17 protein-coding genes, 1 pseudogene and 2 riboswitches are annotated in these 20,755 nt (G+C 27.5%); of the genes and pseudogenes, 7 read left to right on the top strand and 11 right to left on the bottom strand.

What is annotated here, in order from left to right:
• Positions 1 to 92: 92 nt before the first annotated feature.
• The 3 genes from Q1K13_RS08775 to Q1K13_RS08765 all read right to left on the bottom strand — a co-directional run bounded on the left by Q1K13_RS08775 (position 93) and on the right by Q1K13_RS08765 (position 3,840).
• Complete coding sequence (locus Q1K13_RS08775; protein WP_300349652.1) at positions 93 to 3,014, bottom strand: insulinase family protein; 2,922 nt, start codon at positions 3,012 to 3,014, stop codon at positions 93 to 95.
• Between the two features lie 267 nt (positions 3,015 to 3,281).
• The gene (locus tag Q1K13_RS08770; protein ID WP_300349650.1) at positions 3,282 to 3,476 is read right to left on the bottom strand and encodes a hypothetical protein; all 195 of its coding nucleotides are present in this window, start codon (positions 3,474 to 3,476) and stop codon (positions 3,282 to 3,284) included.
• Positions 3,477 to 3,570: 94 nt separating this feature from the next.
• On the bottom strand, positions 3,571 to 3,840 hold the full coding sequence (locus tag Q1K13_RS08765; protein ID WP_300349647.1) for a hypothetical protein: 270 nt from the start codon (positions 3,838 to 3,840) through the stop codon (positions 3,571 to 3,573).
• 165 nt (positions 3,841 to 4,005) lie between these two features.
• Between Q1K13_RS08765 and Q1K13_RS08760 the strand changes: the two genes are divergently transcribed.
• Positions 4,006 to 5,160, top strand: a complete 1,155-nt coding sequence (locus tag Q1K13_RS08760; protein ID WP_300349644.1) for an amidase domain-containing protein — start codon at positions 4,006 to 4,008, stop codon at positions 5,158 to 5,160.
• Positions 5,161 to 5,296: 136 nt separating this feature from the next.
• Here Q1K13_RS08760 and Q1K13_RS08755 read toward each other — a convergent pair whose 3' ends face one another.
• Positions 5,297 to 6,019: an N-acetylmuramoyl-L-alanine amidase gene (locus tag Q1K13_RS08755; protein ID WP_300349641.1), complete on the bottom strand. Its 723-nt coding sequence runs from the start codon at positions 6,017 to 6,019 to the stop codon at positions 5,297 to 5,299.
• Positions 6,020 to 6,210: 191 nt separating this feature from the next.
• Here Q1K13_RS08755 and Q1K13_RS08750 point away from each other — a divergent pair, with 191 nt between their 5' ends.
• Positions 6,211 to 6,795 carry a flavin reductase family protein gene (locus Q1K13_RS08750; RefSeq protein WP_300349638.1) on the top strand — a complete coding sequence of 195 codons (585 nt, stop codon included), beginning with the start codon at positions 6,211 to 6,213 and terminating at the stop codon, positions 6,793 to 6,795.
• Positions 6,796 to 6,943: 148 nt separating this feature from the next.
• Here Q1K13_RS08750 and Q1K13_RS08745 read toward each other — a convergent pair whose 3' ends face one another.
• Positions 6,944 to 8,515 carry a ClC family H(+)/Cl(-) exchange transporter gene (locus Q1K13_RS08745; RefSeq protein WP_300349635.1) on the bottom strand — a complete coding sequence of 524 codons (1,572 nt, stop codon included), beginning with the start codon at positions 8,513 to 8,515 and terminating at the stop codon, positions 6,944 to 6,946.
• A 260-nt stretch (positions 8,516 to 8,775) separates the two neighbouring features.
• Here Q1K13_RS08745 and rsxC point away from each other — a divergent pair, with 260 nt between their 5' ends.
• Together rsxC and Q1K13_RS08735 are read left to right on the top strand one after the other, a co-directional pair.
• The gene (rsxC, locus tag Q1K13_RS08740; RefSeq protein ID WP_300349632.1) at positions 8,776 to 10,089 is read left to right on the top strand and encodes an electron transport complex subunit RsxC; all 1,314 of its coding nucleotides are present in this window, start codon (positions 8,776 to 8,778) and stop codon (positions 10,087 to 10,089) included.
• Positions 10,090 to 10,102: 13 nt separating this feature from the next.
• The gene (locus Q1K13_RS08735) at positions 10,103 to 11,095 is read left to right on the top strand and encodes an RnfABCDGE type electron transport complex subunit D (protein ID WP_300349775.1); all 993 of its coding nucleotides are present in this window, start codon (positions 10,103 to 10,105) and stop codon (positions 11,093 to 11,095) included.
• A 308-nt stretch (positions 11,096 to 11,403) separates the two neighbouring features.
• On the opposite strand, the gene Q1K13_RS08730 is transcribed toward Q1K13_RS08735, so the two are convergent.
• The 4 genes from Q1K13_RS08730 to Q1K13_RS08715 all read right to left on the bottom strand — a co-directional run bounded on the left by Q1K13_RS08730 (position 11,404) and on the right by Q1K13_RS08715 (position 16,180).
• On the bottom strand, positions 11,404 to 11,658 hold the full coding sequence (locus Q1K13_RS08730; protein ID WP_300349629.1) for a DUF1653 domain-containing protein: 255 nt from the start codon (positions 11,656 to 11,658) through the stop codon (positions 11,404 to 11,406).
• A 169-nt stretch (positions 11,659 to 11,827) separates the two neighbouring features.
• Positions 11,828 to 12,265, bottom strand: a complete 438-nt coding sequence (locus Q1K13_RS08725) for an ACT domain-containing protein (protein ID WP_300349626.1) — start codon at positions 12,263 to 12,265, stop codon at positions 11,828 to 11,830.
• A 285-nt stretch (positions 12,266 to 12,550) separates the two neighbouring features.
• Positions 12,551 to 15,130 carry an alpha-mannosidase gene (locus Q1K13_RS08720; protein ID WP_300349623.1) on the bottom strand — a complete coding sequence of 860 codons (2,580 nt, stop codon included), beginning with the start codon at positions 15,128 to 15,130 and terminating at the stop codon, positions 12,551 to 12,553.
• A 207-nt stretch (positions 15,131 to 15,337) separates the two neighbouring features.
• Entirely contained in the window at positions 15,338 to 16,180 is an 843-nt protein-coding gene (locus Q1K13_RS08715) for a homocysteine S-methyltransferase family protein (protein WP_300349621.1), read from the bottom strand.
• A 367-nt stretch (positions 16,181 to 16,547) separates the two neighbouring features.
• On the opposite strand from Q1K13_RS08715, the gene Q1K13_RS08710 reads away from it, so the two are divergent.
• On the top strand, positions 16,548 to 17,279 hold the full coding sequence (locus Q1K13_RS08710) for a lysophospholipid acyltransferase family protein (RefSeq protein ID WP_300349618.1): 732 nt from the start codon (positions 16,548 to 16,550) through the stop codon (positions 17,277 to 17,279).
• 44 nt (positions 17,280 to 17,323) lie between these two features.
• Here Q1K13_RS08710 and Q1K13_RS08705 read toward each other — a convergent pair whose 3' ends face one another.
• Both Q1K13_RS08705 and Q1K13_RS08700 read right to left on the bottom strand, forming a co-directional pair.
• Entirely contained in the window at positions 17,324 to 18,715 is a 1,392-nt protein-coding gene (locus Q1K13_RS08705) for an alanine/glycine:cation symporter family protein (RefSeq protein WP_300349615.1), read from the bottom strand.
• Between the two features lie 73 nt (positions 18,716 to 18,788).
• Positions 18,789 to 18,873, bottom strand: a riboswitch (glycine riboswitch).
• Positions 18,874 to 18,875: 2 nt separating this feature from the next.
• Positions 18,876 to 18,955, bottom strand: a riboswitch (glycine riboswitch).
• A 61-nt stretch (positions 18,956 to 19,016) separates the two neighbouring features.
• Positions 19,017 to 19,676 carry an HD domain-containing protein gene (locus tag Q1K13_RS08700; protein ID WP_300349613.1) on the bottom strand — a complete coding sequence of 220 codons (660 nt, stop codon included), beginning with the start codon at positions 19,674 to 19,676 and terminating at the stop codon, positions 19,017 to 19,019.
• Between the two features lie 296 nt (positions 19,677 to 19,972).
• Here Q1K13_RS08700 and Q1K13_RS13045 point away from each other — a divergent pair.
• Positions 19,973 to 20,395: pseudogene (locus Q1K13_RS13045) on the top strand (ECF transporter S component); the annotation flags it as partial.
• A 63-nt stretch (positions 20,396 to 20,458) separates the two neighbouring features.
• Entirely contained in the window at positions 20,459 to 20,725 is a 267-nt protein-coding gene (locus Q1K13_RS13040; protein WP_366522627.1) for an ECF transporter S component, read from the top strand.
• The last annotated feature ends 30 nt before the right edge of the window (positions 20,726 to 20,755 follow it).

Below are 20,755 nucleotides of genomic sequence, written 5' to 3'. Positions count from 1 at the left end.
CTTAAAATTTAATTATTATTTTCAAATAAAAAAATCCTAGTTTATAGATTTTATAACTTCTACCTAACTAGGATTTTTAAATATCTACTTAATTATTTAATTACTTTTTTTATACTATTAAATAAATTTTTATTTTCTTTTATCTTTTCTTCATTTCCTATTACACAGATATAATCTTCTTTCATTAAATCTCTTATCATAGGAGCAAAAGATTTAATAGTATTAATATCTGCTGAAAGTATTTCTTCTCTTTCTTTTTGAAGCTCTTCATAACTAAAATTACTTAAATAATAAGAAACAGCTATATCCCCTTTTATTCCATTGCTTATAGGTTGATCATACTTTCTTATTGTTCCAATTATATATTTAGTCATTTCTCTTTCATCAGCCTTAAACTCTTCTAAATATGATGGTATGTTATCATATGCATTTAATGTATCTAAAATATTAGGATCTCTATAAGAAACAAAGTATGCTCCTCCATCTCTTCTAAAGTTAGAGAACACCCCATAAGCTCCACCTTTTACTCTCACTGTATTCCAAAGATAATCAAATCCTAAAATACTTTCAAGTAATGATAATGCACCTGAATATTTATATCCTTCTGATTTATAGTTTCCACCTTTAGCAACATATTGAACATTCCCTTGAGTTAGAAGCCCTTCATTTTTATTTCCTAAATCAAAATTATATTCTACCTTATGGAAAGTTTCATCGCTTATATTATCTAGTAATATTGATGCTTTTTCTTTGAAATTTTGAAACTGCTCTTCTTTTCCTGAAAAACTTATAAGCATATTTTCCTTTGTAAATATTAATTCTCTTACTTTATTTAACCTTTCAGAAATTATAGCTTTTTTAGAATCATCATCTATTGAAACTAAGAAATCATAATAATCTAATCCATTTATCTTCTCTTCATATGCACCTCTACTTGTACAATATGATAAAACTTTTTTCATAGAAACTCTATGACCACCATCAAATATAGCACCTTCTAATCTTGATTTCTTTTCTCTTATGATTTGCATTATTCTATTAGTATCATTTAAATCAGTTTTATTTATTATTTCATGGACTAACTCTAAAGCTTTATGAGTTTTACTACTTAAAGCTTTGTATGATACTTCTAAATATGGAAGGAACACATCTTTTTCATTTAAGTTTGCAAAGGTTATTGCTCCGAAACTTACTCCTCCAGTATTTATATTTGTCATATTAGAAAGCTTTGAATAATCATAATCATAAGTACCACACTTACCTAATATATCACATAAAAGCCCTATATAAGGTATTAAATCTTGTGGAACAGCCTCTGTTTTAAAGAAGAAGTTAACATAATCAATTTTATTTGTCTGAAAATCATGATGAAGTGCTTTAATGCCATTTATATTCTTTTCTTCCATCGGTATTTTTTTAGCTTTTTTATCTATATCATCTAAAGATAACATAGGAATACTTTCTAAATCCTCTTTCTTATCAGGAGTACTTTGTCTTTTTTTAAGCTTCTTACAATTTTCAATTATTTCTTCTAATGTTTTTTCATCAAAACTATTTTTTAGTTTTTCTAAGTTTTCTTTTAAATTTCTAGCTTTCTTTTCATTTACCCCTCTCTCAGGATGAAGAGAAACTAAAGAAGCATGCTTATTATTAATCATATATTTATCTATTAATTTCTCAAAATAATCTGTAGTTAATGCAGTTTTTATCTTTTTAAGATTTTTCTCAAACTCTAAATGAATAAATGGATTTCCTTCATAAAGCCAACTATCCATTATTTTTAAATAATAAATAAGTCCTTTTGGATATGAACCAAAATCTCCTTCTCTTAATTCAAATTCAACTCTATTAATAGAAGCCTCTATTAGTTCTTTGTCTATACCTTCACTAACTAATTTTTTAAGAGTTTCCATTACTATATTTTTAAATTCTTCTTCCTTGTTAAGTTCTGCATTTTTAACTAAAACAGAAAAAGTTGATTGTCTAGATGAATTATCAAAATCTCCTGAAACAGCATTACCTATTTTAGAATCTATTAAGGCTTTCTTTAAAGGTGCTGCATTGCTTCTAGTTAAAAGATAAGCTAATACATCAAAAGCCAATCCTAATTCTCCTTCTGTTGCATCTCCAATAGCAAAATTAAAACTATAATAACTTTTATTATTTAAATCTTCATTTTCAGCTATTCCATAAGTAAAACTTTCTTCTCTAATTTTATCAAAAGGTTTCTGTGATTTTATTTCTGAATTTATTTTCTTATATTCAAAGTCTTTTAAATATTCATCATTTATAAAACCTAACTCTTTTTCTGTATCCCCATTACCATATAAAAATATATATGAATTTGATGGATGATAATACTTTGAATGAAAATCTAAGAATTCCTCATAACTTAAGTTTGGAATTTCATCTGGATCTCCACCTGAAGATAAAGCATAACAAGTATCTGGATATACTGTGCCTGCAATTTTTCTATAAAGAAGGGAATCTGGTGAAGAATATGCCCCTTTCATCTCATTATAAACAACACCATTATACTTTAATTCATCCTCCTTATTTTCTATATAATAATGCCATCCCTCTTGCATAAATATTTCCTTATGCTTATATATATTAGGATAAAGAACTGCATCTAAATATACATCCATAAGATTCCTAAAATCCTTATCATTTCTTGAAGCTACAGGATATATTGTTTTATCAGGATATGTCATGGCATTTAAGAAAGTGTTTAAAGAACCTTTTAAAAGTTCTACAAAGGGTTCTTTAGTGTTAAACTTTCTTGAACCACATAAAACCGAATGTTCTAATATATGTGGAACTCCTGTGCTATTTTCAGGAGGAGTTCTAAATCCTATAGCAAAGCATTTATTATCATCTTCACTCTCTATTTTTATAAGTTTAGCCTTTGTTTTTTCATGTTCAAATGTTAAGGCTATTCCTCCTATTTCATCTAAATTTTCTATTTTTAAAAGCTTAAATCCATTATAACTACTATTTTCTTTAAAAATCATATGTCACACTCCTATGGAAAAATATTCTTTTCTCATCGTTTTAAATTATTGTACCATAATTATACTTTATTAAAAAGTTAGTTGCTACCATATATTTATTTATATCCAAAGAAGTTTTAATTTATTTAAATTTAATTTATATTTTATATTCATAAAATAGTAAAATCCTCTAAAATATGCTTTTCTCTAAAAACAAATAAAATTTTCAACATATATCCTTAAATAAAAAAGAAACAGTGTAAAAATTACACTGTTTCTTTTTTATTTTTAATGTTCTTTATAATTATTTAATGTTGTTTGAGCACATTGACATGCTTTTTCAACAGCTTCTAAAGTATTTTCGATAGCATGCTTATTCTCTGATTTTTCAACAGTTTTTAATGCATCTTCTAAAGAACATTTTTCTTGTTTTAAATTACATAGTGTTGATTCAACTCTTTCTCTAGCATTTTTCTTTAGCATTTTTAAACGCCTCCTCTTAAAAGATTCATTAATATTATGTGCTTTTAAGAAAATTAAATACTAGAAATTAAAACCAATATTATAAAAACATTTCCTACAACACCCCAATTGCCCTTGCAATAACATAAAGTATTATTGCACCTCCACCTAAAAAACTATATTTAGCATTTCTTTCAGATTTAGCAATCTTAAGTTCAAATACTCCTCTTAAAATAAGTATTACCCCTGTTACAATTCCAATCCATTGATTAGTTATAAACCACAAAGGCCTTGTATATGTATAAAAATATCCTATTATCAATGGAAATATGAAGCTTCCAAATATACTTCTTATAAATGGTACCTTACCTTTTCTTAACTTCATCCTTTGTAATTCTCCTTTACTTTTTCATTTACACAATTAATTTTAACAATAATTCTTTTAAATTTAAAGGTTTTCTATTATCTATATTAATATTTTTATAAGCTATTATTTTTTCTTATTATGTATCATATATATAATTGAATTATTTCTTGTAGGGGGAAAGGAATGCAAAAAAAACGAAAATATATTTTAATTACTACTTTATCTGTTCTTACCATATTTATAATTTCTTTAGGGGTATTTTTAAGAAAGGAAAATAATCCTGAAATTTCTAAAGAAATTATATCTCTTTTAGAAACACCTGAAACCTGTAAAAATAGTGAGTTAAAGATAAAATTTGAAGAAATATTAAATAAATTGTTTAAAAATAGAAACATATCAATACTTAATAATGATTTAGAAGAATTAAAAAACTTCTATAACTTAAATAAGAAAATTAGCCTTTTTGCTTATGAAAGTGAAAGTAAAAAGATTAAATATTTAAATAACTGGTCTCAAAAGCAAGGTGTTGTATTTAATGATATAAACTCCAAAATACTAATAAAAAAAATTAAAGAAAGAGAACCCGGACTCTATGGAATAATATGTAGTGTGTCTACTGAATTTACATATTATTATTTAAATGACCAATTCAATAATAATAAATTTAACCTTGGAACATACCATTATTTGAACATAAAAGAGGATCGTGATAGATATATTATTGAAAAGGAATGGTATACAGACCCATTTTCCGATTCTTTAGATTTAAATAATATAAAATCTGACGAAATAAAATCCTATATATTAAACAGTTCAAAACCTGATTATAGTATTGATGAGAGAACTCAAAAAGCTTTAGATTATGCACATACTTACTGTGGTGTACCATCTAATGATGAACTTTGTTTTAAATATAATAAAAATTATACTGATTTTAATTCAGCTGGTGGAGATTGTGCAAACTTCGCTTCTCAAATTCTCTTTGAAGGAGGGGGTTTTAAGAAAAATTCAACTTGGAACTACTCAAATGGTGAAGGTTCTAAAGCATGGGTAAATGCACAATCTTTTAAAAATTATATGGTTTATAGTGGACGTGCTTCATATATATCAAAAGGAAAATATTCTGAAATATATAAAGCTTCATATAATCTAAGACCAGGTGACTTTGTAGCTTATGAAAAAAACGGCCGTATTACTCATATTTCAACAGTTACTGGATTAGATAGCAAAGGGTATCCTCTTGTTACCTGTCATAACACAGATAGACTTCTTGTTCCCTTTGATTTAGGCTGGAGTAACGATAATATAACCTTTCATCTTATAGATGTTCACTATTAACAAAAAATTTCATATTTATGCTTTCAATATATTTAAAATAAATCTTTTTATTATTTTATTTCATAAATTAAGGAATATATTTATTTTTATTTTATAATGTCTTAAACAAATAAAAATTTAATATATTCCTTTTTTCTTATTTATTTTCTACATATTTATTGATTGATTTTATTATTGAATTTACTATTTTCTCTTGATATATTTTATCTCCTAACATCTTATCATCTTCAAAATTACTCATAAATCCCATCTCTAAAATAACAACTGGTCTTTGTGACCAGTTAAATCCTGTCATATCCTTTCTTTCAAACACTCCATTTATCTTTATACCATCTTCTTTAAAACTATTTTTTAAAATATCACCATATTCTTTACTACTCATATAAATACTATTTAGCTCCTTAGTTTCTGAGGATGGTATAAGAATAGATGCCCCTCTTTTTCCTCCATCCTTTGATCCATCACAATGAAGTTTTAATGTTAAATCAGCTTTAGCATTATTAGAAATCTCTGCCCTCTCTCTATTACTTAAAGAAACCTTATTATTTTCTCTAGTCATAACAACTTTATATCCTTCTTTTTCCAAAAAACTTTTTAACATCATACCAACTTCTAGGTTTATTTGATACTCTTTATTTTTCGTCCATACCCCTGCTGTTCCAGAAGATACTCTAGGTTTCTTTAAATTTGACCAAGGTGCCATAGATTCTAGTCTTCCATCACCATGTTCTTGATGTCCTGGATCAATACAAATTATTATTTCTTTCTTTTCTTTACCATAGACATTTGTTCCACACCCTAAAACTATTCCACTAGCAATTATTAAAAGTGTAAAAACTGATAATATCCTCTTTTTCATATACTAAATTCCTTTCTAAATTCAAATAATATTAGTATGTAAAATTATACTAAAAATTATTTATTATTTTACATATATTTTTTTCATGTTATAATTTTAAAGTCATAAACATAAAAAAGATTTCAATAAAAATTTTATATATGATAATATTTTTAGTATAAATTTAATACTTTATTTTAAAGGAGATACATATGAAAAAAGTTAATTTTAAAGGAAGTGTAATGCTTAACCCTACACCAGTAGTTCTTGTTACTTCAAAAAATAAAGAAGATAAAGTTAATGCATTTACTGTTGGTTGGGTAAGTACAGTATGTACAAAACCTCCTATGATAGCTATGGGAATAAGACCTGAAAGACTTTCTCATGAATATATAAAAGAAAGTGGAGAATGTGTTATAAATCTTCCCTCAAAAGATATGGTTAAATTTGTAGATTTCTGTGGAGTAAAATCTGGTAGAAAAGTAGATAAGATTAAACACTTTGGATATGAATTAAATAAAGGCGTTGCCATAGACACCCCTTCTTTTGAGAAAGCAAAAGTAGCTTTAGAATGCAAAGTTAAATCAATAACTCCACTTGGAACTCATGATATGTTCCTATTTGAAGTTTTAAATGTAAAAGTAGATGAAAGTCTTATTGATGAAAAAGGCAAAATCCACTTTAACAAAGCAGATTTAATGGCATATAGCCATGGAGAATACTTTGGTCTTAATGCAAAACCACTAGGTTCCTTCGGTTATTCAATAAAGAAAAAGAAAAAAACTACTAAAAGATAAAAAGAAGGTTAAAATTAACCTTCTTTTTCATTTCTAACAATTTAATATAATTCATAATATCCTCATAATATAAGCTTAACTTAATTATCCAAATTATATTTTTTTAAATACTTATGCATAAAAATAAAGCTGTGAATAAATCACAACTTTAAATTTCTTCTTTAGCAGATGTTAAGAACTGAATTTCTTCAAGCACAGAACTTGCTCTACTTTCATCAACCATTACAACTAAATAATCTCCACTGTGTATTTCAGTGTTTCCTTTAGGCATAATTTCATTATTTCCTCTTTTTATAGCAACTAAAAGTGCAGCTTCTGGCCATTGAATATTTTTTATACAATTACCTGCTACATCACTTCCTAATTCTACAACAATTTCTAATAATGTTTTATTATTAGAAGTTTCATCAGGTTCAGATCCTGCCTTTTCTATCCATCTATCTAATAATGATTCGTAGATTGGCTCACTCTTTAATAAATCCGATGTTACATATGATATTATAACAACTACTGATAATGCTAGCATATGCTCAAATGATCCAGTCATTTCAGTAATAAGTATAATACCTGTTATTGGTGCCTTTACTATGGAAGCAAAGTTACCAGCCATAGCTAGAATTATAAAATCAATTATGTAATGACTTGGAATTCCAAATGCATTAACACTTATTAATCCAACTATATTTCCTATTACTGCACCTAAAAGTAGTAATGGGAAGAATATACCTCCTGGTGTTCCTGCTCCAAAACTTGTTATTGTTAGTAAGAATTTCACCAATAATATGGCTAAAAGAATTTTAAGAGTAAAGTTTTGAGTTGTTAAATCCATTATAAGCTCATGGCCACCACCTAATATTATAGGTGCAAATATTCCTAATATACCTGTTAATAAAAATGGTACCATAACTTTAAATTCAACTGGCACTTTCTTAAAACTTACATATAAACTTTGTACTTTTAAAATTCCTTTAGAGAATATAGCTCCTCCAACTCCTAATACTACTCCTAATATAACCAAAATCCAATAATATTTTAATGGTAGAACAGGGATACTTCCCATTCCTAAACTAGGATTCATACCTAAAAACTGCTTTGAAACAAAGTCAGAAACTAGGGATGCAGCCATTGCAGATACTAATACTAAAGGTGAAAAGCTCTTATGTACTTCTTCTAAAGCGAATATAACTCCTGATAATGGTGCATTAAATGCTGCTGCTAAACCGGCTGATGCCCCTGAAGTTATAAGATATTTCTTTTCTATGTTTATTCTTTTTAAGCTGTTGCTAAATCCTTCACCAACGGCAGCTCCCATTTGTACTGATGGGCCCTCTCTTCCTAATGATAGACCAGCTCCTAAAGCTATTACTCCACCTAAAAACTTATAAACTAATACCTTTATCCAATTCATTCTAAGTTTACCTATTAATTCACCCTCAACTTGTGGGATACCACTTCCTGAGATCATAGGTTCTCTTCTAACCATAAATCCTACTATAGCACCTAATAATGCTAAAATACCTAAGACTACTATTAAATTTAAAGCACTTAATGATGCCCATGCATATAGTTTCTTAAATAAAGGAAATATATAATTTACTATTAATCTATTTACAACCAACACCAATGAACTTAAAAGACCTATAGCAGCTCCTTCCAGAACTAGCTTAAATCTTAAATCCTTTCTATGTGACAGTACTTGTTTCGTACTCTCATTACTCAAAGTTTTTCCCTCCTCACTTTACATTTTATTAACATTTTTATTATACTCTTATGTTTTTACATATTCAAATTTAATTAAACTACAAAATTAAATCTTTTTTCTAAAAATATTGAATGTAAACATTATCTACTCCATTTAATATACTTTTTACATAATTATTAAATTTATATTTTAAAACAATATTCTAAAAATATGTAATTTATTAAATTTAATAAACATAGTATTAAAATATGAAGATTATATGAAAGGATGTGCATTGAATGAGTCTTTTTACATTTAAAAAAGGGATCCATCTGCCTTACAATAAAGAATTTAGTAAAGATAAATCTATTGAATATGTTGCTCCAAAAGATGAATTAATATTCCCTCTTTCCCAACATATAGGTGCACCATGTGAAAGTTTAGTAAAAATAGGTGATAAAGTTTTAGTTAACCAAAAAATTGGTGATTCAAATAGTTTTATTTCTTGCCCTATCCACTCTAGTGTTTCTGGAATAGTAAGTGAAATAAAAGATATAAAATATTTTAACGGTTCAAAGATAAAGGCAATTATAGTAAAAAATGATTTTAAATATGAATCTATCGAGATTAAAGAGTCACCTTTTGACTATAAAACTTCTTCTCTTAAAGATTTATCTTCATTTGTTAAGGAATCTGGTATTGTTGGGCTTGGAGGTGCTACTTTTCCTTGCCATGTAAAACTTAATGTTAAAGATGAGAAAAAAGTTAAATATATAATTATAAATGCTGCTGAATGCGAACCTTATTTAACTTGTGACCATAGAGTTATGGTTGAATATACTAATGAAATAATTACTGCTTTAAATATATTGCTTGAATTTTTTAAAGAAGCTAAGGTTTACATAGGAATTGAAGATAATAAACAGGATGCTATAAATTCATTTAATAAAATACTCCTTAATAATTCTAAAATAAAAGTTATTCCCCTTGAAACTAAATATCCTCAAGGCTCTGAAAAACATTTAATATATGCTATGACAAAATTAGAAGTTCCATCTGGAAAACTGCCTTTAGATATTGGGTGTATAGTTCATAATATTTCAACAATCTACCAGCTTTATAAGAGTTTAGTATTAAATCTTCCATTAACAGAGAGGGTTTTAACTGTTACTGGAGACTCTATAAATTCGCCTAAAAACTTATTAGTAAAAATAGGTACTCCATTAAAAGAAGTCATTAAATATTGCGGTGGTTTTAAAACCCCTCCATCAAAAATAATTTTAGGGGGTCCTATGATGGGATTTACAGTAAATTCTTTAGACCTTCCTGTTACTAAAGGAACTTCTGGAATACTTTGCTTAGGAAACCCTGATACATCTTTAGAAAGTCATTGTATACGATGTGGAAAATGTATAGATGTTTGTCCTATGAATTTGCTCCCTCAAAAACTTAATGAACTATCTAATAAAAATAAGCTTAATGAATTTAAAGAGTTTAATGGTATGGACTGTATTGAATGTGGATGTTGTGCCTTTTCCTGTCCTGCTAAAATTCCACTAGTTCAAAATTTTAAAAAAGCTAAAATATCAATTAGAAATAATTCTAAAAAATAAAGAGGTGAAAAATATTATGGAAACAAAACAAGAAAACATGGATTCACTCCTATTAAACAATGAAGATTTATTAATAACATCATCTCCTCATATAAAAGAAAAACATTCAACTAAATCAATAATGAGAGATGTTATAATAGCTTTAATTCCAACTTCATTAGTGGGAACTTTCTTTTTTGGTTTAAGAGCAATATTTTTAATAGCAACCTGCGTTATATCAGCTGTACTTTCTGAATATATCTTTCAAAAGATAACAAAAAAAAGTATTACAATTAGTGATTTAAGTGCCGCTTTAACAGGAATCTTACTTGCATTAAATCTTCCTGTAAACACACCTCTTTGGGTTGCTTTTATAGGTTCTATTGTGGCTATAATACTTGTTAAACAAATTTTTGGTGGTATAGGATGCAATTTTATGAATCCTGCATTAGCTTCTAGAGCCTTTATCTTAGCCTCTTGGCCTGAAGCTATAAGCATTTTTGAATTAGATGCTGTTACTACAGCTACTCCACTAGCTATATTAAAAAGTGGAGAAGGAAATCTCCCTTCTATAAGTAATGCATTTTTAGGAAATATTCCTGGATGTATTGGAGAAGTTTCAGCTTTAGCTATATTAATAGGTGGGATTTATCTATTATATAAAAAGATAATAACTTGGCATATTCCTGTTGTTTACATTGGAACTGTACTTATATTAACTACAGTAATAGGAAGAAATGGATTCTTTAGTGGAAATGGAATTTATGAAATATTTACAGGTGGATTATTCTTAGGTGCATTCTTTATGGCAACAGACTATGTAACAAGTCCAATGACTAAGAATGGGCAAATATTATTTGCCTTTGGATGTGGTTTAATAACAACTCTTATTAGAATTTTTGGTGGATATCCAGAAGGAGTTTCTTATTCTATATTATTAATGAACCTATTAGTTCCTGTTATTGATTATTATTTTAAACCAAAAGCCTTTGGTCATGTTAAAGAAATAAATAATTTTAATATATAATTTATCTAACTAAAAAAATTATATAACTTAGTATATAAATATTATTATTGTCAATAATAATATTGTAGAGTATTTATCTAGACAGCTGTTCCTATAAAAATTTCTCTACCTTTAGAGAGTTTTTCTTTAAGGCTACACTCTAAAATGTACGTGTTATTATTTTAGTGTCTTAAAGTTCTCTAAATATATTTAATTATTATAGCTATTTATGCTATAAATTCTTTTTCATTAAGATAGCTCAGAAAAAGTTCCTAATTCTTTTTCTGAGCTATTACGTTTTTTAATATAAATTATAATAAAACTCTTATTTATCTATTTAAACTCTTAACTTCAAATTCCTCAAATCTATATTTTTGCCCTGTTGGATTTTCTTTTCCTTTTGGAACCTCTTCTAAAAACATTTCATAAGGTCTAACAAATTCTCCACACTGACCATATAAAGCTTTATAAAGTACAAGTTTCTCTCTTGTTTCAGAATGAGTAACAATTCCCTCTACTAAATATAAGTCTCCTTTAAAATGTCTAAAAATTTTTCCTATTCTATTTTCTATATTTCTACTCATATTTTCCTCCATAATTACAGATTAAAACCTAACTTATTCTTTTTAACTTGAATAATACTCTAATTTTAATGTGTTATCAAATTTAATTGCTTATTATATATTTTTAAAATATACCTCTCTTCTATTAAAAGAAAAAGACCTAATCTTTCTAGACTAAGTCTTTCTTATTTTATTCCATAGCAACAAATTCTACTTTTTCAACACCACGTACAAGTTCAACTTCATTTAACATTTCCTTTATGTCACATTTCATTGATGATATATCTATTGTGAAACTTACATGAGCTAATCCATGTATAGGTAATCCTTGATCTATTGTAAGTATATTTCCTCCAAACTCTGATAAAAGGTTTAGTACTGATGATAACACTCCCTTTTCATGAGTAACTACCATATTAAATATAACTTTTCTTCCTTGAAGAGTTTCCACAAATTCAAATATGTAATCCTTATATTTATAGTAAACACTTCTACTTATACCAGCTTGCTTTGTAGCCTCTGTTATCTCTTTTACTTTTCCTTCTTTTAAAAGCCTTTTAGCATTAATAACCTTCTCGAAAACCTCAGGCAATACTCTTTTATCTATAACTAATAAATTTCCTTCCATAGGACTTCACCTCTTCTGATTTTATAAAATAAAAAATTTTTAATATTAAAATTATTTTTATCTTAATATAAAATATCATCTATATAAATTTTTTTCAATAATAAGATTCTTTTTAAAGTTTTAATTATACCTTAAAACTAAACTTAAAAATCTAACTTTGAATTTTATTACTCTTTAAAAAAAGTATATCACTTAGAGAAAATAAATACAAATGTTCTTCTTATACATACACAATAAATTAATAAAAGGGATGCCTAAATCTCAAGCATCCCTCAAATAAAAGTATTAAAGTACTATTTCAAATGTTTTTATTTGTTTCTTAGAAAGTACTCCATTTATACTATTTTCTTTAACTTCCATAGCCTTTAATATTTCTTCATTTAAATTTACTTCGTTTATTTCTTTAACATCTCTCTTAACTTTTATTTTAAAATTTTCTTCTTTATCTGAAATATTAAATATTCTTAATATTATAGAGTCTCTATCTTCAGCTTTCTTAAATGCTGATAGCAAAACATTTTCTCCTCCTATAGATATTAATGAATCTTCCCCCTTAGAATCTCCTTGAAGAGCAAGCATTGGAGTATTTAAGTTGTAAGCCTCTTCATATGCTTTTTCTCCAGTATAATCTCCTTCATGAGCTATAACTGAGTATTTTGCTACATTCTTTCCTAAGCATTGAGCTTCTGGTGTAGGGAATACTCCCCAATCACCTAATTCTCCTACAGATCTTAATATTGTTAGAGCTATAGTATTTTCTCCATCTCTTAAAACTTCGTATTCAGGTAATCCTTTATTAGCAATCATAAGACCAATCTTAGAATCATTTACATCAACAAAGTTAGTTTGCTTTTGACAGTTAGATGGATTTTGCCATCCTTTCCATGGAGTTGTTTCTCTTTCTATAACATCAAAATGTCCTTCTGCAAAATGAGTGCTTGTCTCTATTCCCGTTGGGAATAAAGCTCTTATTCTATGATCTTTTGCTGTGTTATCTATTTCAACTTTAATATCTACTCTCTTAGAAACTTCACTTAAAATTATTGTAGAAACTAACTTAACTTCAGTAATTTCTTGAGCTCTTCTACTTTCTTTTTTAATAGCTTCTACTGGAACTTCTAATATATTTTTAACTTCTATTACCTTTTCTATGGCATTATCTTTTAAAACTTTAATCTCTGCTTTATTTTCTAAAGTATTTACTACTAAATCTTTCTTAGGAGCTATAAATATATACTCATCTCCAACATCTCCACAATCTTCAAAGGCATTTAAGTTTTTATACTCTTTCTTTGTTCCTTTATGAAGTAAATCAAATGTTCCATTCTCATTAAACTTTAATGAGAAGAATTTATTTTCAAAGGTTAATTCTTGTTTAACTTCTTTTTCTTCTAGTTTTTCACATGGAATTATTTTGAATGATTTAAATCCTAAAGCCTTAATATTACTTGCTAAGAATTTAACCTTAAATCTATTTGCATACTCAGGCTGTCTAAATCTATTATTTGGTAAAGTATATTTAAAAGTTTCTCCTAAAGCTTCTACTACTGATGGAACTTCTTCTCCACTTTCTGTTAAAACTTTAAAGTTTTCTATTCCTGAATCTTTATTTAAATCAACAGTAGCTTCTACTACCTCACTTCTATCCCATCCTAATGTATTAAATACTACTAAACTTTCTCTATCAGTAGTTGTTCCATTTATTAGATTTAGCATATAATCTGTACTTCTATTAATCATTTCTTCTGATATTTGCATACTAGCTTTAAATCTAGTTACCATGTCTTGATGAACTTCATCAATACTACATCCACAAATTGAATCATGAGGATGATTTTGTATTAAATATTTCCATGATTGAAGTATGAAATCACTTTCGTATTTTTTTCCTTCTAATGAAGCCATAACTCCTAGTGGCTCAACATATCTTTCTAAAAGTACTTGTGATTTATTGTTCATTTGCTTTAAATAAAGTCTTGCTGAAGCAGTGTTACATAAAGTCCACCAACCATCTGTATATTGGCCATTTAATTCTCCCCTAACTTCTTTTAAATCCCTAACCTCTTTTTTAACATCATTAATATAATCAACTAAGTTGCTATGAACTAACTCAAAATCAACGTCTTCTTTTACATTATCTATGATATCCCCAACATTTGTTTGAACTGGTTGGTGGTCACATCCATTCATTAATAATATTTGGTTTGTTGTAGCATACATATCTGCTTTATTTACTCTATCATTTAAAAATTCAATTGCTTCTTTTTTATCCTCTGGAATTTCATTTCCATTACTATACCAGTTAGCCATAAGTATTCCTAATACTTCTGATCCATCTGGAGATTTCCATAAGACCTCTGAATGATATTCATTTTCTCCAACTTCTTCAACTTTTTTATTATCAAAGGCAATTGGAGTTATTCCTCTTCCAAAGACAGCATTGTCAATTCCAAATCCTCTTAATATTTGAGGGGCTTGAGATATATTACCAAAAGAATCTGGAAAGTATCCTATTTTAACAGGCTCTCCAAATCTCTTTGCAAATCTCATTCCTAAAAGCATATTTCTTACATTTGCCTCTGCACTTATTAAATACTCATCTTGAAGAACATACCAAGGTCCTACATGAAGTCTTCCTTCTTCTATTAATTTCTTAACTCTATCAAACATATATGGCTTTATCTCTAAGTAATCATCTAAAGCTATAGTTTGTCCATCTAAGTGAAAATATTTAAAATGTTCATTATTCTCTAAAGTATCTACTAATGAATCCATAAAATCTACTAATTTAACTCTATGTTTTTGAAATGGTATGTACCATTCTCTATCCCAATGACTATGTGAAACTACATGTACTTTTTTCATACCTAATCTCTCCTTATAAAAAAGTTCTTTAAACCTCACCTAGATTATATACGTTTACAATACATTTTTTCAATTTTCATTCTTATATGTTTAGTGGACTTTTTATAGGTTATTTATTTTTTTACTTTATTTATTATGACACCTATAACACATTCCTCTTCCTAACAATGTAACTATTTTTAATATTACCAAAATATTTTCTTAGTTTTATATATTTTTTATAGACTCTATATAATCTTTAGTAGTTCCACAACATCCTCCTATTATTTTAACTCCTAGTTCTTTAGCCTTTTTTGAAAACTCCTTAAACTCCCTAATCTCTTGAGAATATTTAAGTTTTTCTCCCTCTCTTTTAGGTATTCCTAAATTAGGTTTTATCATTATTGGGAGTTTTGTATTTTTCTTAAAAACCTTTATTCCTTCTAACACCTTACTATATTCAGTACAATTTATCCCTAAAGCACTTATTCCACTATTGTTTAAATTTAAACATACATCTTCTAAAAAACACTTAACATTAATTTTCCCAGCTAATGTAAATGAACATATTATAGGTTTAAAAGTTAATTCTTTTGCTTTTTTAATAGCTATTTTACTTTCTTCTAAACTCCCAAATGTTTCGAAAATAACTAAATCAAAATTATCTTTACCAGCTTTTATTATTCTTTCTGTATTATCCTCAATAATTTTCTTAAAAGATCCATCTTCATTATTCATATAATATGAAAGCGGACCTATATCCAAAGCTAGAAATGTTTCATCCTTGCAAACCTTTCTTCCAATAGATAATGCTTTTTCTACAACTTCTTCTAATTTATAATTATTTTTCTTTTCATTTATTATATTACACATAAAAGTATTAGAAAGTATTATATTAGAACCTGCCTCTACATATTCCTTATGCACTTTCTCAATTAATTCTGGATTATTTAAGTTTAAGGTTTCCACTGAATTTTTTCTTAAATCAACTCCAAGTTCCATAAGTCTAGTCCCCATAGCTCCATCCCCAATTAAAAATTCTCTATTTAAATCAATTTTATTTTTTAACATCTATACACCTCTTATATTTTATTTTGTTTATTAATCATAATTATAAAACTGAAATTATACTTATACTAATACCTTTTATTTAATAGATAACAGCTAACTAAATTTAAAACAAAAGTACTACTTACATTCTTATAATAAATCAATACTATTTAAACTGTTTTAAATTAATAAGTAGTAACCATTTCTTTTTAAAGCTAATTTATTAATCTAACTTTTTATAAATCTTCCTTTATTATATCTTAAAATTATTAATTTTAGCTTTTGAAAAATTTATTAATACACATAATAATTCACTCTCATTATTTGATATTTTTTAAAACCTGTTATAATATTACTTAGTACTAGTTAAATTAAAGGGGCGAAATATATGTTTAGATCTATATATTGGTATGGAAAAGGATATGCATGGACATTAATAAAATCAATATCTGATATAAAGAAAATAGATAAACTTGAGGTAGAAGGAAAAACAGAAGAACGTGAAGAGTATATTTATAAGTGTAGTAGAAGAATAGTTAAAGATTTCTTAGATCATGCAAATGTTAAAGTAAATGTAGAAGGATTAGAAAATATTCCTAAAGGACCAGTTTTATTAGTTGGTAACCACCAAAGTAATATGGATATTCCTGTAATTATGTACTACATAGATAAACCTAAAGGATTCATAGCTAAAAAAGAACTTGAAAAAATGCCAATCCTAAAATACTGGATGAAGTTTTCAAGAGGAATTTTCATAGATAGAGAACATCCAAAGAAAGCTATGGCTGGTATTTTAGAAGGAATAAAACACCTAAAAGAAGGATATTCAATGGTTGTTTTCCCAGAAGGAACAAGAAGTAGAAGTAGTAAAATGGCAGAATTTAAAGCAGGTAGTTTCAAGCTAGCTACTAAATCAAAAGTTCCAGTACTTCCATTTACTATTGATGGAACATACAAAATAATGGAAGCAAATCATTATTTTATAAAGGGAGGACAAGAAGTAAATCTTTATATCCACCCACCAATCTACACTGATAAACTTACTAAGGAAGAAATTTTAGAACTTCCAAAAAAAGTTGAAAACATAGTTAGAAGTAAACTTCCTAATGAAGGAAGATAAAATAAAAACCATGAGTAATTATTTTACTCATGGTTTTTCATATATTAACTTAAGACAGTTTCATTTAATCCTATCTTTTCTCTTTCTTCTTTTAATGATTTTTCCTTAAAGAATTCCTCTGTTTCTTCAACCACTACTTTTCTAAGGCCTAAAATACCTACAAGGTTTGGTATTGCCATTAATCCATTAACTATGTCTGCCACTATAAATATTAATGTTAGTGGTAAAAATGAACCTACTCCAACTAAAACAATATATAAAATTCTATAAGGTTTTATAGCTTTTACTCCAAATAAATACTCAATGCATCTTTCTCCATAATAATTCCATCCTAATATAGTTGTAAAAGCAAAAAACATAAGTCCAATGTTTACTATATATGTTCCTATATTACTAATTGGAAGTCCCATTTCAAAAGCTTTTGTTGTTAAAGCTACTCCCTCTAAATTTCCTGCATAAGCCCCTGTTAGAACTATTACTATTCCTGTCATTGTACATATTAAAATTGTATCAAAGAAAGTTCCTGTCATAGAAATTAAACCCTGTTTTACAGGTGATTTAGTTTTTGCTGCCGCTGCTGCTATTGGTGCACTCCCAAGTCCAGCTTCATTTGAAAATATTCCTCTTGCTATTCCGCTTTTCATAACAGTTATTATACTAATTCCAACGGCCCCACCTATGGCAGCCTTAGGATTAAAAGCACTTTCTATTATTAATTTTATGGCATTTGGTATATTATTAAAATTAAATGCTATAACTAATATTACTCCTAGTATATAAAGTCCAGCCATTAAAGGAACAACTTTTTCTGATACACTAGATATTCTTTTTATTCCACCTAATATAACTAAAGCAACTAATATTGTTACAATAGCTGCCGTTACTAAAGTAGGCACATTAAAGGTAATACTCGCTGCGTCAGTAATTGATTTAACTTGTCCAAAAGTTCCTATTCCTAATAAGGCAACTCCTACTCCAAAAAATGCAAAAAGATTAGCAAGCCAATTTAAACCAAGACCATTTTTTATATAATACATTGGTCCTCCAGCCATTTGACCATTTTCATCTATTGTTCTATATTTTATAGCAAGTACACCCTCTGCGTATTTAGTTGCCATTCCAAAAAATGCAGCTATCCACATCCAAAATAATGCACCAGGTCCTCCAGCCTTTATGGCTGTTGCAACTCCTACTATATTTCCAGTACCAATAGTTGCTGAAAGTGCTGTACATAAAGCTCCAAAACTTGAAACATCTCCCTCTACATCAGAAGAAATCTCATCATCTTTTCCAAAAACATATTTTAATGCTAATGGTAGCCTTATAATTTGTAATAATTTTAATCTTATAGTCAGGTAAACACCTGTTCCTACAAGTAGTATAAGAAGTGGTGCTCCCCATACTAAATTGTCGATTTGATTTAATAAGTTTTCCAAAAAAAAATCCTCCTAAAAATTAATTTGCGGAGGAGAATAAGGATACTTAAAAAATTTAAGTAACTAGCCTTATCCTCTGTCCTTTTACCTGAGAGTTTCAGTTAATAAAATTTAACCTTGCTCCTTCGGTGCTCTTCTTACAAGAGTCTCTCCAGAGGCTCGTCCAGTAACGGTCCTAATACCTGAAAGATTTCCCTCTTCGGTGGATATAAAAATATATCTCTCTCCCATTACCTTCATCCGAACATATTGAATTTTAATTTATAATAATTATTATATGAGTTTATTTAATGAAAATCAACTAGTTATTTTTTAGTATATTTAATATTTTATAGTGTTTATTGGTTATTGAGTTTATCTTTTCTATAAATTTATTTATAGATCTAATTATTTCCCTCTTCTCTACTAATGTTTTTTCACCTCTTCCAACCCTATCACAATATGTTAATAAAGCCACATCATATATATCAGAGTCTAGTATTATATCTTCTGGTTTTACAAATGGTAAATTCTTAACAATGTAAAGGTATGACATATGATATTTTATTAAGTTTTTAACATCACTTATAAACCTTTCATCTTCAACTACTTTTTTTAAAAGAACATAAGACCTCTCAGCCCCTACTTTATCATGTTCATAAGCTGTCCATCTCCCTTTTCTCATTTTAGTAGTTTCCTTTTTTCCTATATCATGAAGCAATGCTGCCCACATAAATTCCCTTTTATTATTAGCATTATTTCTTAAATTTGCTGCCTCATCAACAACCTGCATACTGTGAATCCATACATTTCCCTCTGGATGATATTTCTTTTCTTGTTGAACTTTTTCTAAGTCTTCTAATATGCTTAAAAATGATTTTTTCAAATTCCCACTTTCTTTTAAATCTTCTAAAAAAACTGATGGCTTTTCATCTTCTAATAAATGTTTTTCTATTTCGTAAAAAAGTTCTTTGTCATTCATACTCTTTCTCCTAAATAGTGTTTTTTATCTATTTTAACACTTTTTCTAAATAAAATTCATCTTTTAAATTATCAGAAAATTACTTCTTTATGCATTACAATCCTCTAATTACGCCATTTTGTCTTTTTTACCTTATATATATTTGTACAAATTTTCCTTTTTATATTGAATTACTTAAAAAGATAATGTTAAAATATTATCGTCGGTATTCTATTATTAGGAGCTGAACACATTTTACGGTTAAAAATTTAACAACCGAATTATATCCTAAAAGGAATAAGAACGGAGGAGAATCAATGAGCGCAGTTTATCAAACACGACAAAAAACAAGAAAACTAGTTATTGTTGGTATGCTATCTGGTATATCAATCTTTCTAGGTTTAACAGGGTTAGGATTTATAAACATCCCACCTGTAAAAGCTACTATAATGCACATACCTGTAATTATAGGTGCTATTATTGAAGGACCCATAGTAGGTGGCTTAATAGGTTTAGTATTTGGTCTATTTTCAATGTACCAAGCTTTCACTGCCCCACTACCAACTAGTTTTATGTTTTGGAATCCTATTATAGCTTTAATTCCAAGAGTACTTATAGGTGTTGTAAGTTACTATGTTTATAAGTCTATGATTAAAGGAACTAAGAAGAATTTAAAAATTACAGCTTTAATAAGTTCAATAATTTTAGCACTACTTTTATTTTTAAGTATTGAAGGATTAACAAATTCTTTAATACCATCAGCTATTATTTCTGTAATATTCTTCTTAATAAGTGTAGTCTTTATGATAAAATTTAAACACAACAATAAAGAAGAGGCCTTATCAATAGGTACAGCTTCAGTCCTTGCAACTTTAACTAATACAGTTGGTGTTTTAGGTTTAACATATATTTTCTACTTAGAAAGATATGCTACAGCTTTAGGAATTTCTGAACATGCTGCTAAATTAACTTTATTAGGAATAGGTGTAACAAACGGTATTCCAGAAGCATTTATATCTGCTTTAATTTCAATACCTGTTATACTTGGAGTTAGAAAAATATTTAAATAGTCTTATATAGAATTCATTTTAGCGTATAAC

Origin of the sequence: Clostridium sp. (assembly GCF_029267215.1) — a bacterium.
GTDB lineage: Bacteria > Bacillota > Clostridia > Clostridiales > Clostridiaceae > Sarcina.
The sequence above is the reverse complement of the archived record's forward strand: the minus strand, read 5'-3'. Positions and strand labels throughout refer to the sequence as shown.

Coding starts and splice junctions, on each gene's coding strand:
- Q1K13_RS08775 (WP_300349652.1), bottom strand. CDS start 3,014: ATGATTTTTAAAGAAAATAGTAGTTATAATGGATTTAAGCTTTTAAAA.
- Q1K13_RS08770 (WP_300349650.1), bottom strand. CDS start 3,476: ATGCTAAAGAAAAATGCTAGAGAAAGAGTTGAATCAACACTATGTAAT.
- Q1K13_RS08765 (WP_300349647.1), bottom strand. CDS start 3,840: ATGAAGTTAAGAAAAGGTAAGGTACCATTTATAAGAAGTATATTTGGA.
- Q1K13_RS08760 (WP_300349644.1), top strand. CDS start 4,006: ATGCAAAAAAAACGAAAATATATTTTAATTACTACTTTATCTGTTCTT.
- Q1K13_RS08755 (WP_300349641.1), bottom strand. CDS start 6,019: ATGAAAAAGAGGATATTATCAGTTTTTACACTTTTAATAATTGCTAGT.
- Q1K13_RS08750 (WP_300349638.1), top strand. CDS start 6,211: ATGAAAAAAGTTAATTTTAAAGGAAGTGTAATGCTTAACCCTACACCA.
- rsxC (WP_300349632.1), top strand. CDS start 8,776: ATGAGTCTTTTTACATTTAAAAAAGGGATCCATCTGCCTTACAATAAA.
- Q1K13_RS08730 (WP_300349629.1), bottom strand. CDS start 11,658: ATGAGTAGAAATATAGAAAATAGAATAGGAAAAATTTTTAGACATTTT.
- Q1K13_RS08725 (WP_300349626.1), bottom strand. CDS start 12,265: ATGGAAGGAAATTTATTAGTTATAGATAAAAGAGTATTGCCTGAGGTT.
- Q1K13_RS08720 (WP_300349623.1), bottom strand. CDS start 15,130: ATGAAAAAAGTACATGTAGTTTCACATAGTCATTGGGATAGAGAATGG.
- Q1K13_RS08715 (WP_300349621.1), bottom strand. CDS start 16,180: ATGTTAAAAAATAAAATTGATTTAAATAGAGAATTTTTAATTGGGGAT.
- Q1K13_RS08710 (WP_300349618.1), top strand. CDS start 16,548: ATGTTTAGATCTATATATTGGTATGGAAAAGGATATGCATGGACATTA.
- Q1K13_RS08700 (WP_300349613.1), bottom strand. CDS start 19,676: ATGAATGACAAAGAACTTTTTTACGAAATAGAAAAACATTTATTAGAA.
- Q1K13_RS13040 (WP_366522627.1), top strand. CDS start 20,459: ATGATAAAATTTAAACACAACAATAAAGAAGAGGCCTTATCAATAGGT.